Raw genomic sequence first — 12,642 nt, 5'->3', positions numbered from 1 at the left:
CCCGGGAGGCCGTGTCGCCTGAGCGGAGGGCGAGCGGCCCGGAAGCCCTGCGGGCCGGTTATGGATCTGTGACATCGGTCTCATCTCGGCCTCACATCGGTCAATCACCGTGGGAGTCGCCCGCGCCGCCCCTGTGCCGTGCCGCCCGTACCGTCCGTACCGCTCGGAGGACCCGTTGAGGAAGCGCGCCCCTGGTCCTAGGCCTGCGCGTCCTCGCTTGGGAGCCTCGTCTCTGAGGGCCCCGTCTCTGAGGGCTGCTCCTCTGAAGGCTGCTCCTCTGAGGGCCGTACCTCAAACCCGCCCGCACCGTCGAAACCGACGATGTACACCTCGTCGAACCCGTCGGCCCGCCATGGGCGGCGCAGGCGTTTGAGCGTGGCGTAGACGCCGACCTCGGGCACCCGGCCTCTTCCCTCCCGTACGGCGTTGCGCTCCAGCGAACCGGCCGGGTCGGGTGGGAACCAGTACCCCACGACCCGTGCCGAATGCCTTCGGGCGACGTCGATGAGGGGCCACCACTCCTCGGGGGAGGGGTTGGTGTTGTCCACGGCGACGTCGCGGCCTTCCTTCAGCGCCTCCTGGATCATCCGCAACTGGCGTCGCTGGCGGTGCCGGGCATTGGGAAAGTTGTCCTTGCTCACGTGGACATGGGTCGCCGACAGCAGCTGTCGGTAGAACGTGCTCTTGCCCGAGCCCTGCAGTCCGACGAAGATCGCCACCTCCGGTGCACCCACTTCCCCATTCCAGCAGGCGACGTGCGACCGGCGGGAGGGCGGGCAGGGCAGGAGAACCCGAGCCGTGACGGGAACGCCCCACGACCGTCCTGCGGCGGGTGGCGGCCGTACGGGCCGGTCATGCGGGGAGCGCCTACAGGTTGGTCGTGCGGGGGCGCCGAAATTGCGATGGCCGCCGGCGGTGATCCTCTGGGATCGTGCTCGTATGTCGGAAACGGTTGACGCGCGCAGTGTGGATGATCTCGTCCGAGCGGAGGGACGGCTCAAATATCTGCTGTTCTGGGGGCACCGGCCGCCACGTTCGGGCGGCGTCGGGGCGGGCTGCCTGTCGCAGTGGTGGCCGGCCGAATTCACCGTGGACGGTGTGGTCTACCGTACGGCCGAGCACTTCATGATGGCCGGGAAGGCACGGCTGTTCGGAGACGAGGAGACCGCGGCGGCGATCGTGTCCGCCACGCACCCCAAACAGGCCAAAGACCTCGGCCGCCGGGTGCGCGGCTTCGACGAGGACGTCTGGGCCGCGAGCCGCTTCGACATCGTGGTCCACGGCAACCTCGCCAAGTTCGGCCAGAACGCCGACCTGGGAGACTTCCTGCTCGGCACGGGGGAGCGGGTCCTCGTCGAGGCGAGCCCCGTCGACCGCGTCTGGGGCATCGGGCTGGCGGCCGACGACGAGCGGGCCGAACGCCCCGAGGAGTGGCAGGGCCTGAACCTGCTGGGGTTCGCGCTCATGGAGGTGCGGAGGCTGCTGCGGAACCGGGAATGACCGGCCCGGATACGGCGGTGGTGCACTTCAAGCAGGAGACCACCACACCGGGCGGCGGCTTCGCCGACCACGGGACCGTCGTCGCGGTCCGCTGGCAGGGCAAGCGGTGGATCAGCGCGCTCCACAACACCAACATCCGAGGGTGACCAGGTCCGAGGCGTCATCCGGAGTTCAGGGGCAGACGGTGAAAGCGACGGCTTTGGTTTTGAAGACGGGCGAGGTGATCCGAAAGGCCACCGTGTGCCCGCCGGGCTCCGCGTTGTGCTGCAGTGAGGCCACGAACGTGGCGGGGCCGTCGGCGCTGACCCACGACGAACCGCGCTCCACCTTCTTCCCGTCCAAGATCCACACGTAGGAGAACTCCACCGAAGATCTGGCCGACTCCACCTTGGTGGAGAAGCTGGGCGGCCCCCCGACGCAGTCGGGCAGCTTCGGCTTCCCCTGCGGGCGTATGGCGAGAATCCTGAACCCGGCGCCTGAGGCGGGCGGCTTGGTGCTGAGGGTGGGCGTGGGGGTGGGGGTGGGGGTGGGGGTGGGCCGTGTGGTCGTGCGCTCGGATGAGGGCGTGGCCTTCGGTGTCGATGCCGGCTTCGGGGTCGGCTTCGGCGGCGATGCCGGTGTCGGTTTCGGTGTCGACTTGGGAGTCTTCTTCGGTTGGTGTGAGGCTGAGTCGTGCTTGGACGAGGCTCCGAAGCCCGTTGAGGGGGCGGCGAGAACCGAGGAGCCCGGCTCGCCCCCGCCCTGGACGGCCGGGGTCCCTATCGAGGGCGCGAGCCACACGACGGCGGTGACCAGGGCCGCTGCCGCCACGGCGGCGCCTGCGATCAGCGGGGCGTTGACACGACGACGGGAGGTGATGTGCCTCCGGCTCGCGTCGCTCTTTGACACCGTGTGCTCCTGGCCGCCGAGGAGCCGCAGGAGCACGTCCTGCATGGCCGGGCGGAGGGTCGGGTCCTTGGCCAGGCAGTCGTACACGATCGAGCGCAGCGGCTGCGGCAGGTCGCCGAGCTGGGGCTCGTTGTGCAGGATGCGGTTGATGATCGCGGGCAGCGTGTCGTTGCCGAAGGGCGGCGTTCCCGTCGCCGCGTACACGATGACAGCCGCCCACGCGAACACGTCGGCGGCCGGGCCGACCTGCTGCCCCGCGATCTGCTCGGGCGCCATGTATGCGGGGGTGCCGACGACCGCGCTGGTGACCGTGGCCGCGACGTCGATGGTGCGGGCGATGCCGAAGTCGATGACGCGCGGCCCGCCGGTCCCGAGCAGGACGTTCGCCGGTTTGAAGTCCCTGTGCACCACGCCTGCCCGGTGGATGGCGGTCAGCGCCGTCGCGGTGGCGACCGCGAGCCGCTGCAGGTCCGCGCCGACGTGCCGCCCCGCCCGCTGCAGGGAGGGCCCGTCGACGTACTCGGTGACGATGTACGGCCTGCCACCCAGCGACGCGTCGAGCACCTGGGCGATGCAGAAGGGCTCCACCTTGCGCGCGGCGGCGACCTCCTTCGCGAACCGGTCGTCGCCGGCCAGCCCGTCGCGCAGCACCTTGATCGCGACAGGCTGGCCGTCAGGCGCGCTGCCGAGATAGACCACGCCCTGGCCGCCCTCGCCCAGCCGCCCGAGCAGCCGGTACGGTCCCACCGCCGCGGGGTCGCCTTCGCGAAGGGGCTCGGTTTGCGGCATCGGGGAATGACTCCTGAAGCGGATGGAATTGATCTTAAGCACGATAGCGGGATAAGTGGTGATTTGTTCAGTGGTCAGGCTGGGCGATCACAGGAGAGGAGGCGGCGCATCGCGCCGTCCATGGTCACCTCAGGCGAGGCCGTGGGTGCGAGCTGGGCGACCAGGTCGGCGGCATCGAGCATCCGGACCCCGGCCGGGTCCAGGTGACCGGGGTGGAGCGCGTACACCTGCGCTCCACCGGCGGGTTCGAGGTCCCCTTCGATGACCGCGGCGAAGTCCACACCGCCGAGGTCGCCTTCGACGGCCGCGGCGAAGTCCGTGCTGCCGAGGTCGTCTCGCGTGCCGTCCGGTACGGCCAGTGCCGCGAGGCGCGCGTGGAAGTCGCCGACCTCCTCGGCCGGGCCGCGCAGGTAACGGCTGACGGTGCCGTCGCGGAGCCGTACGAGCACCTCGGCCGAGCGGGCCGCGGCGTGCCAGCAGGCCACCTCCCACAGGGTGACGCGGTCGCCGAGGCCGTACACGTCCTCCAGGGCCGCGCCGAGCCGGGCGAGCTGCGCCTCGTAGGCGTACACGTTGTGATAGAGGAGGGCCTCGATAGCGGACAGGTTGAGATCGGCCCAGCGCATCGTGCGAGACCACAGGTCGGCGACCAGCGGTACGAGGATCTTGGCGGGACTGGCCAGGTCGAACCTCTGCCGCACGGCGAGCGGGTCGAACAGGCCGCCGGGCGAGTCCAGGAACCCGGCGAAACCGCGGGCGAGCTGGTCGAAAGACACGTCGTTGTAGCTGAAGACGATCGGGACCGCGTAACGCCCGCCGAGCGCGCGCAACTTGGGGACGTCCAGGTCGATGAACTCGGACGCGCCCAGCGGCTCGGGCGCCGACGTGAGGTCGCCGGAGTGGACGGCGGCGTCGTCGCCCAGGCGCAGGTTGGTGTAGTCGCACCGGCCGGTGAACTGCCAGTGCTCGTCGAAGAGCGCCAAGGACAGGTCCAGGTCGATCTCCACGTCCTCCGGCTGGGCCCAGTGCAGGAACAGCCGGATCCGCTCACCCGGGGGGATCGGCCTGACACTGCCGCGCGGCAGCCGTACCAGCGCGGAGGAGGCCGAGCGCTCGGCGGCCGGCGCCAACAGGTCGGCGAGATCCGCGTCCAGCACCGCTCGCTCCACCCGGGGCAGCGACGCGGCGCGGCGCAACATCTCGGCGGTGAGCGCGGCCCACACCGCCGAGACGGTCCGCGCGGGGACCGCCGGACGGGCGTCGGGCTCGGTCCAGACCCGAGCCGAGCCGCCTCGCGGCAGGAACATCCGGGTGCCGCCGGGAGGCGTGCGGAGCTGGCCGAGCGCGGCGAGCAGCACGCCGGGGGAGACCTCCGGCGCGGCCTCGGCCACGGCGGTGGCGAGCCGCTCGGCCGGGACATGCCGGGCCAGGTGCGCCAAGCGCCGGATCAGCTCACCGGGTCGTCGTTCGAGCAGGTCCAGAGCCCCGGCGTGGTCGCCGTCGCGAAGCGCCGCCTCCACCCGGGTGGCGAAGGTGAGCGGGCGCAGCCGTACGCCGTCGAACCGGAACACCTCTGGGTGCCGGGCAGCGCGCTCAAGCAGCAGACCGGCCAGCGGGGTGCCGGTGTCCAGCCGGGTGCCGCGCAGCGCGGCGAAGGCCAGCGCCGCGTCCGGATGGCTCCGGTACCGCTCGAACGGGTGCAGCACCTCGGCCATGTGCTTCCAGGCCGCCGGATGGCGGTGCAGATCCTCGACCAGCTGCGGCAGGGGAAGGCGGTCCAGCCGGGCCAGGAGCGCACGCCGTACGGCACGGCCGGGGGAAACACGGCGGGCCGGGCGCTCGCGCAGGCCGGGGTCGCCGTCCATCAGGGCGTACAGCAGGCGAAGCACGTCCGTCGCGCTGTCGGCGTGACGGTCCAGTAGCTCGTGGGCTCCACGCGGTACGGCTGCGGCCAGGACGAGGGCACGGGTCTCGCGCACCGGGATCCGCTCGGGCAACCAGTCGGCCGAGCGCGGCCAGAAGTCCTCGACCAGAGCCGAGACCGCGACCCGGTCCTCGGGGCGCAACGGGGTCTGCCGGGCCAGCAGCGTTCGCAGCAGGTCGCGGGCGCCCTCGGCCGGATCGTCGCACAGCGACAGCAGGGTGACGCGCTTCGGTCTGGGCCCGTCCTCGGTCTCGGTCTCGGTGGGGAGGTCGGGGATGGGCCGCAGAAACGGGTCGTCGAGATCGATACGGCGGTGGCAGGTCGGACAGGCGCTGAAGTCGGAGCCGTCCCAGCAGGCGCGGCAGACCAGGTGCGCGCACGGTGACACGGCGTGGACGGTGCCGACCTTCCCGCAGAGCACGCACGGCTGCTCGGGCTCCTGAAGGAGCAGGGTGAACACGCGCCGCACGTAGAACTCGAAGGTGTCGGCCGGGACGCTCACGGGGAAACGGCGGAACAACGGCACGTGGTCCACGTGCCCGCCGAGCTCGGCCAGGAGCGCCTGGAGCAGGTGGCGGCCGACGTTGGCCAGCTCGGCGCCGGTCAGCTCGGCGAGGCGATGGCGCAGCGAGGCGGACGGCAGGTAGCCGAGCCGCAGAAGATCGGCCTCCAGGGCCCGCAGGCCGTCGGCGGCGCCAGGCGCGGAAATGATCTCCCGCGGACCGGCCTCCGGGGTCTGTGGGTCGTCGGCGGAGCCGGGTGTGGCAATGACCCTCCGCCCGCGCCACCCGCCCGGCGCCGGATCGGCGAAGTCCGGTGCGGGGTCGGCGGCGAGCAACGCGGGGGCGACCAGGCGACGATGCCGCAGCAGCAGCTTGGCCGGCCGGTTCACCGTGATTCCCCCTCACGCAGGAAAGCAGGAAGGGGCGGAGAGCGGACGCGCTAAAACCATTTTTAGTAATGACAGAAGGAAGCACGTCCAGGAGCCGCCCCTTGGGCCGTGACCTTATCGGGCACGGGGTGATTTGTCGTTCGATTTACCCCGGAGGCCGGGGACCGCTATCCCCGCCGAGACGCCGAGCGAGGGGCCGGTGCTCCGGCAGGCGGGGAATGCGCCCGATCGTCTCGCGAGGGCCGGTCGGAGAACCCGTCCCGGTCAGCTGCCGGCGCTGGTGATGACGGCGAAGCGCGCGCCGTCGGGGTCGGAGATGAAAGCGAAACGGCCGATCCCCTCGGCATCCGTGGCGGGCATGACGACGGTGCCGCCGAGCTCCTGCGCCCGGGCGAGGATGGCGTCGCAGTCGGCGACCTCGAAGTAGGGCAGCCAGCGGGGCTTGTCACCCTCCGGGAGCGGCATGATGCCGCCCAGGTCCGCGTTCTCCCCCTCGGAGGTCGACAGCACGATGTAGGTCATGTCGCCGAACGGCATGTCCTGGATCTTCCAGTCGAAGACCGCCTGGTAGAAGGGGCGGACGGCGTCCGGCTCCGGGACGTACAGCTCCGTCCAGACCAGGGAGCCGGGGGCGGTGACGAGGTCCATGCCCTTCATGTCGCCGGGCTGCCAGACGGCGAACTCGGCGCCGCCGGGGTCGGTGAACCCGGCCATCCGGCCGTGGGTGAAGACGTCGAACGGCGCGAAGCGCACGACACCGCCCGCCTCCTCGACCGCCTTCGCCGTGGCGTCGGCGTCGGCGGTCTGGAAGTAGGCCGTCCAGGCCGGGCTCGTACCCTCCTCGGTGAGCGGGCCGACCCCGGCGACGGTCTTGCCGTCGAGCTGGAAGAAGCCGTAGCCACCGGCGTCGGGACCGGCGGAGTGGAAGGCCCAGCCGAACAGGGAGCCGTAGAAGGCGGCGGAGGCCTCGGTGTCGGGCGTGCCCAGATCGATCCAGTTGGGAGCGCCGGATACGTAGTCGGTGGTGAGCATGGCGTGTTCCTTCGGTGTGCTCGCGTGGCCGGTGGCCTGTCTTCCGGGTGCGCGCGTCTCGTATGAGCGGTGACGCCACCTATGCCTGCCAGCCTGTCAGGCTCCACCGACAATTCGCGGTCGTCTCCTGCGACCCTGGCCACGGTCGTCTCCTACGATCCGCCACGGTCGGCTTGTACGGTCTCCCACGGTCGTCCTCGTACGGCTCGTGCCTTCGGCTCGCGCGCCCGCAGCCTGTACGAGCGGTGCGGCTTCGTCGCGACCGGCACCGAAGACATGTCCGATCTGGGGTGGCTCATAGGGTTCTCGGCGGTGACAACGATGCGCCGCGCGACCTCGTCATCGCGGAAGAGCGGACGCGATGAGCTCTGAGCCGGGAGCTCTGAGCCGGTCGAGGCGAGCCGTCAGGCGGAGATGCCGCGGGCCGGGAGACCGTGCGGGCGCGCCTCCGCCAGAACCGTCTCGGCCGCGCCGCCGAGCCGTACGGCCAGCCGGAACCGGTGCTCGTCGCCGACCCTGCGCGGCTCGAAGGAGACATGGGCGAATCCCGCCTCCGCCGTACTGGCCGCCGCGAGCCGGTCCAGCTCGTGTTCGACCCGTTCCCACTCGGCGGCCGGGACGTACTGGCGCATGATCGAGTGCCAGACGACGGTGAGCGTGCCGGGCTCCAGCCGGACGCGCGCGAGGAAGTCGGCGGCGCCGATGGCGTCGACCTCGGCCGGGACTCGCGCGGCCAGCCGCAGGGCACCCTCCAGCCGCGCGGCGCGGGCGGCCTGGTCCGGCCAGACATACGCCCGCAGGGCCAGTGCGCCGTCGGGTGACAGCGGATCGATGGGCGTCAGGTCGCAGCCGCGCCGCTCGACGACGGTCAGGACCGGGTGCTCGGCGGCGGCTTTCGCCAGCCATGCGGGCGGGGCGCCCCGCCAGCTGTCATCCAGGACGACCGGTGAGTCCGCAGGACCCCAGTCGAAGCCCTCGGAGACACAGCGGAAATGGTCGGCACGCAGGTTGAGCCCGGCACTGGAGCCCAGCTCGAACAACCTGACCGGAAGCGGCCCGGTGCGCACGGCCCTCAGCAGACCGGCGATCAAAAGATTGGCCCGGCCGACCTCGTTGGTCTGCGGCGGGCGGGTCATCCAGTCGCGCACCCACGCCATTTCGGAGACGACGGCGGCCCGGAAGGCGTGCCAGCAGGCATCCGGCAGGTCCGGGTCGAAGACGCCGCCCATGCTGGGATAGTGGACGGCCAGGTCAGGGGCGCGGCCGGTGAGGACGAGGGCGTGCACGCCGCCGAGCAGCCGCAGCGCGATGGCGTCGGGCCCGGGCGCGTCCTCGTATCCGGCGAGCGCGTCCAGGCAGGGCCCTCCCGCACGGACGTCCTGTGCCACCCGCTCCAGCAGGAACGCGTAGAGCGGCGAGCCGAGACTCGCGCAGCCGCGTGCCTGATGCTCGACCATGACGGCGGCACGCTCTTGAGACATCGGGCCCTCCTCGTCCGGATATCGACGATCATCCACCTGCCGGTGACATGTACGGCAGAGCCGGACAGGGTGAATCGCGTCACGCCCCGTTGGCTCTCCGTCCCGTCCCCGAGCAGGCCGGCCGCCGAGGAGACGACACCGAGCGGTGGCGGGTCACCTGCCGAGCAGGCCGGACTCGTAGGCGAGGATCGCCGCCTGGACGCGGTTTTCCAGGCCGAGCCTGGTGAGGATGCGGTTGACGCGGCTCTTCACCCCGGCCTCGGACAACTCCAGGCTCCTGGCGATCTGGGCGTTGGACAGGCCTCTGGCGACCAGGAGCAGCACCTCCAGCTCCCGCCGGGTGAGCACGCCGAGCGGGTTCGCCCGGTCCGGCCCGGTGCCGGAGTCGAGTGGAGGGTCGAGCAGGGCGGGTGGGAGGGCGGCGAAGGTGCCGATGAGCCGCTGGGTGACGCTGGGTGCCAGCATCGCCTCACCGGCCGCGACCACCCGTACGGCTTCGGCGAGCTGGTCGGGCGAGCTGTTCTTCAGGACGAAACCTCCGGCACCGGCGCGCAGCGAGGCGTGCACATACTCGTCCAGGTCGAAGGTGGTCAGCATCAGCACGCGCGGGCGCGGGCCGGGGTGCGGCCAGTCGCCGACGATGCGGCGGGTCGCCTCGACGCCCGTCAAACCAGGCATGCGCACGTCCATCAGCACCACGTCGGGCCGGAGCTCGAAGGACACCGCCACGGCCTGCTCCCCGTCGACGGCCTCTCCCACGACTTGCAGGTCGGCCCTCCGGTCAAGCATGGCGCGCAGCGCGGCCCGGACCAGTTCCTGGTCGTCGGCGACGAGCACGCGGACGGGCTTCATGCCTGCCGTCCCCACACGCGGATGGGCCTCATGCCTGCCGCTCCCATCGGAAGGTGGCCTCCACCCGCCATCCGCCGTCGCTGGGGCCTGCCCGCAAGGTGCCGCCGAACAGCGCGGTGCGCTCGCGCATGCCGATCAGGCCGAGCCCGGATCCGGCCAGGGGCGCGTGGGCCGGTGCCGACGGACCGTTGTCGACCACGACGGCCAGCCTGTCGCCGCTCTGCCGCAGGCCGATGCGGACGTCGGCGGTACCCGCGTGCTTGAGGACGTTGGTGAGCGCTTCCTGCACGACGCGGTAGGCGGACACCTGCACTGCGGCCGGAGTCTCCAGGACCTCCTCGTCCAGGGCGATCTCCACTCGGCATCCGGCGGTCCGGGCGGTGGCGGCGAGCTGGTCGAGGTGGCGCAGTGACGGTTCCGGACGCAGGCCCGGCGGGTCGTCGGCGTCGGCGCTGTCGTCGGAGAGGAGGCCGAGCATCCGGCGCATCTCGACCAGCGCGGTGTCGGCGGCGGCCCCGATCCCGGCCAACGCGGTCCCGACGGTGGCTTCGATCCCAGTTGGCATGGTTCCAGTGGTGGTCTCGGCCCCGGTCGGTGTGGTTTCGGTTCCGGTCGACGCGGTTCCGATGGTGGCTTCGACCCCGGTCGGCGTGGTTTCAGTGGTGGTCTCGGCCTCGGTCGGTGTGGTTTCGGTGGTGGTTTCGGATCTGGCCGGTGTCGCGCCAATGACGGTCGTGTCGGGCTTGGCCACCCTTGGGCTGGCCATACGAGGGCCGTCCGCGACCACCTCGGCGGTGGCGCGGGCCTGCATGGCGATCGCGCTGACATGGTGGGCGACCAGGTCATGCAGGTCGCGGGCGATGCGTGCGCGCTCGGCCGTCACCGCCCGCCGGGCGCTGGTCTCCTGCTCGGCGCGCAGCCGCGCGGCCAGATCCCGGAGCCGGGCCGCGTCGGCGCGGATGCGGCGTTGGGAGTCGCCCAGCAGCCACAGCCCCCACGACAGTCCGGCGATCAGCACCACCTCGACGGGCCCCGGCCTCAGGTCCGGAGGGAGAGGCGGGCCCAGCCACGCTCTGATCACGTCGGGCGTCAGCACCACAGCCGGGAGCATGCCGACCACCGCCAGGCTCGCAGGCGTGCGTGCGTGGTGGGCGACGGCGTAGGCGGCGAACGTCACATACAACCCGTCCCTGAAACCGACCATGGGATCGGTCAGCTCGTAGACCACATAGGCGATGCTCACCGCGCCCATGACCGGCCATGGATGCCGACGCCGCCACACCGTCGGCAGGGCCTGCGCGATCAGCAGCGCGATCAGGAGCGCCGCCGTGGACGGGGCCGCCGGGATACCCTCGCTCAACCGGAATAGCAGCGCCATGGCCGTCAGCGCGCACGCGAGCAGTACGTCGGCGGCTCGCGGACGGTCCGCGAACCACTGCACCACCGCGAATCGATGCGGCGCCATGACCCGCCGCCGGATTGTGGCCCACCACTTGGCTGTGACCCATCGCTCGGCCGTGAGCCGTCGCCGTACCGTGGAGCGTCGCCGGGTCGTGACCCACGACTTGGCCGTGACCCACCGCCGGGCCATGAGTCGTCGCCGTACCGTGATCCACCGCCGGGCCGTGAGTCGTCGCCGGGTCGCGGAGGCGGAGCCTGGAGCGGACGCCTTGGAGACGGATTTCGGACCAAGTGTCTTCATCGCGTGAGCCGCTCCCGCGCCCGGTACGCCGTCACCGGCCGCGCGGGGAACGGACGTCCCCCTCCCGCCGCCAAGAGTAGGGCAGCACGAAACGCCCCTCGGCGGAACGCATCCAAAGTTGCCCGAGCACCGGGCCGACCCTCCTGAGGGCGGACGGCAAGGCCACGCTCACGGCCGATCCGGCGGGCGAACGCCGTTTCTAGGGTCGAACCGTCAGCCGGAACACCCCGGCGTTCGTTTCATCTGGAGACCTCATGCGTCACACCATTTTCGGCCGTCTCGCCCCGCGAGACGGCAGGGCTCTTCGGCGGTGCGCGGCGCTGCCGGCCACCGTCGCCGCGGTACTCGCCACCTCGGTCGCCGTGTTCTCGGCGCCTCCCGCGTCCGCGTCCTCCGCGTCCTCCGCATCTGTGTCTTCCGTGTTCGCATCTCCCGCCACGGTGTCCGCAGACGGGTCCGAGGGCAGATCCCGTTACGGGCAGGCCCAGCTCCAGCGTGACGTCAACGCCATCCGTGAGCTCGGGCTCATCGGTGTCCAGGCGCGCGTGACCACCTCCGAGGACGGGCGACTGTATGCCAGGAGCGGCGTCGCCCAGGCCGGAACCCGGCGCCCCGTCCCGGTCGACGGCTACTCCCGGATCGCCAGTGTCACCAAGTCCTTCGTCGCCACCGTCGTCCTGCAGCTCGTCGCCGAGGAGAAGCTGTCCTTGGACGACACGGTGGAGAAGTGGCTGCCCGGCGTGGTGACGGGCAACGGCAACGACGGCAGCAAGATCACTATCCGCCATCTTCTCCAGCACACCAGCGGCATCCACGACGACTACCCGGTCTTCGGGTCCGTCGAGGAGTACTACCAGCACCGCTACGACTCCTACACGAGCGAGCAGCTCGTGGCCAGGTCCATGCGCCACAAGCCGGACTTCGAGCCTGGCAGGGGCTGGGGTTACTCCAACAACGGCTACGTACTCATCAGCATGATCATCGAAAAGGCCACCGGCCGTGCGTGGCACGAGGAGGTGGACAGGCGGATCAGCCGCCCGCTCGGCCTGCGGCGCACGGTCTGGTCGGGCACCTCCCACGACGTCCCCCGTCCCCACGCCAGGGGGTACCTGCTGCTCCCACCCGACCAGCGGGTCGATGTCACCAAGCACTTCGACGGGGACGCCGCGGGCGGCCTCATCTCCACCACCGCCGACGTCGACCGGTTCTACCGAGCGCTGCTGGGTGGCAAGCTGCTGCCCCCGGAGCAACTGGCGCAGATGCGGCAGACCGTCCGGGCCACGGGGCACGAGCAGGCCTGGCCGGGAGCCCGCTACGGGCTCGGGATCGGCTCACGCCCGCTGTCGTGCGGCGGCGTCTACTGGCACCACGGCGGCGACGACTACGGCTACAGGACCAGGACCGGCGTCACCTCGGACGGCGAACGCAGCGTGGTGGTCTCGATGTCGACGCAGTTCGCCGACGAGCGCTCATTGCGCCAGGAGAAGGCCGTCGGCGACCTGATCGACCGGGCGCTCTGCGGCACCCGATAGCCGGCATCCGCCATCGCGAGGACCCGCGCCGGTCCCCGCCGACCGCCCCC

At 71.5% G+C, this 12,642-nt stretch carries 10 protein-coding genes; 3 read left to right on the top strand and 7 right to left on the bottom strand.

Annotated elements, in window-relative coordinates:
- Nucleotides 1-197: 197 nt before the first annotated feature.
- A complete protein-coding gene (locus ACFY2X_RS14560) occupies nt 198-734 on the bottom strand; it encodes an AAA family ATPase (RefSeq protein WP_389937773.1) in 537 nt (178 codons plus the stop codon).
- A gap of 205 nt (nt 735-939) precedes the next feature.
- Between ACFY2X_RS14560 and ACFY2X_RS14555 the strand changes: the two genes are divergently transcribed.
- Together ACFY2X_RS14555 and ACFY2X_RS14550 are read left to right on the top strand one after the other, a co-directional pair.
- Nucleotides 940-1,500, top strand: a complete 561-nt coding sequence (locus tag ACFY2X_RS14555; RefSeq protein ID WP_389937770.1) for an NADAR family protein — start codon at nt 940-942, stop codon at nt 1,498-1,500.
- Nucleotides 1,497-1,646 carry a hypothetical protein gene (locus tag ACFY2X_RS14550; RefSeq protein WP_389937767.1) on the top strand — a complete coding sequence of 50 codons (150 nt, stop codon included), beginning with the start codon at nt 1,497-1,499 and terminating at the stop codon, nt 1,644-1,646. The genes ACFY2X_RS14555 and ACFY2X_RS14550 overlap by 4 nt, the downstream gene beginning before the upstream one ends.
- Before the next feature lie 25 nt (nt 1,647-1,671).
- Here the strand turns inward: ACFY2X_RS14550 and ACFY2X_RS14545 are convergent, their stop codons facing one another.
- The 6 genes from ACFY2X_RS14545 to ACFY2X_RS14520 all read right to left on the bottom strand — a co-directional run bounded on the left by ACFY2X_RS14545 (nt 1,672) and on the right by ACFY2X_RS14520 (nt 11,060).
- Nucleotides 1,672-3,177 (bottom strand): protein kinase, encoded by a 1,506-nt coding sequence (locus ACFY2X_RS14545; RefSeq protein WP_389937764.1) that lies wholly within the window; start codon nt 3,175-3,177, stop codon nt 1,672-1,674.
- A 74-nt stretch (nt 3,178-3,251) separates the two neighbouring features.
- Complete coding sequence (locus ACFY2X_RS14540; protein WP_389937761.1) at nt 3,252-5,993, bottom strand: MXAN_6230/SCO0854 family RING domain-containing protein; 2,742 nt, start codon at nt 5,991-5,993, stop codon at nt 3,252-3,254.
- Nucleotides 5,994-6,257: 264 nt separating this feature from the next.
- Entirely contained in the window at nt 6,258-7,025 is a 768-nt protein-coding gene (locus tag ACFY2X_RS14535; protein WP_389937758.1) for a VOC family protein, read from the bottom strand.
- A 404-nt stretch (nt 7,026-7,429) separates the two neighbouring features.
- Nucleotides 7,430-8,506, bottom strand: coding sequence for a DUF2332 domain-containing protein (locus ACFY2X_RS14530; protein ID WP_389937755.1), 1,077 nt, complete (start codon nt 8,504-8,506; stop codon nt 7,430-7,432).
- A gap of 153 nt (nt 8,507-8,659) precedes the next feature.
- Nucleotides 8,660-9,358, bottom strand: a complete 699-nt coding sequence (locus ACFY2X_RS14525; RefSeq protein ID WP_389937753.1) for a response regulator — start codon at nt 9,356-9,358, stop codon at nt 8,660-8,662.
- Nucleotides 9,359-9,386: 28 nt separating this feature from the next.
- A complete protein-coding gene (locus ACFY2X_RS14520; RefSeq protein WP_389937751.1) occupies nt 9,387-11,060 on the bottom strand; it encodes a sensor histidine kinase in 1,674 nt (557 codons plus the stop codon).
- Between the two features lie 254 nt (nt 11,061-11,314).
- On the opposite strand from ACFY2X_RS14520, the gene ACFY2X_RS14515 reads away from it, so the two are divergent.
- Nucleotides 11,315-12,592 (top strand): serine hydrolase domain-containing protein, encoded by a 1,278-nt coding sequence (locus ACFY2X_RS14515; RefSeq protein WP_389937748.1) that lies wholly within the window; start codon nt 11,315-11,317, stop codon nt 12,590-12,592.
- Nucleotides 12,593-12,642 lie beyond the last annotated feature (50 nt).

Source organism: Streptosporangium sp. NPDC000396 (genome assembly GCF_042898655.1).
Lineage (GTDB): Bacteria > Actinomycetota > Actinomycetes > Streptosporangiales > Streptosporangiaceae > Streptosporangium.
This window is presented reverse-complemented; position numbering and strand designations above follow the sequence as displayed.

Excerpts from the sequence above, each read along its gene's own strand:
- ACFY2X_RS14515 (WP_389937748.1), top strand. The coding sequence starts at position 11,315 with ATGCGTCACACCATTTTCGGCCGTCTCGCCCCGCGAGACGGCAGGGCT.
- ACFY2X_RS14520 (WP_389937751.1), bottom strand. The coding sequence starts at position 11,060 with ATGAAGACACTTGGTCCGAAATCCGTCTCCAAGGCGTCCGCTCCAGGC.
- ACFY2X_RS14525 (WP_389937753.1), bottom strand. The coding sequence starts at position 9,358 with ATGAAGCCCGTCCGCGTGCTCGTCGCCGACGACCAGGAACTGGTCCGG.
- ACFY2X_RS14530 (WP_389937755.1), bottom strand. The coding sequence starts at position 8,506 with ATGTCTCAAGAGCGTGCCGCCGTCATGGTCGAGCATCAGGCACGCGGC.
- ACFY2X_RS14535 (WP_389937758.1), bottom strand. The coding sequence starts at position 7,025 with ATGCTCACCACCGACTACGTATCCGGCGCTCCCAACTGGATCGATCTG.
- ACFY2X_RS14555 (WP_389937770.1), top strand. The coding sequence starts at position 940 with ATGTCGGAAACGGTTGACGCGCGCAGTGTGGATGATCTCGTCCGAGCG.
- ACFY2X_RS14545 (WP_389937764.1), bottom strand. The coding sequence starts at position 3,177 with ATGCCGCAAACCGAGCCCCTTCGCGAAGGCGACCCCGCGGCGGTGGGA.
- ACFY2X_RS14550 (WP_389937767.1), top strand. The coding sequence starts at position 1,497 with ATGACCGGCCCGGATACGGCGGTGGTGCACTTCAAGCAGGAGACCACC.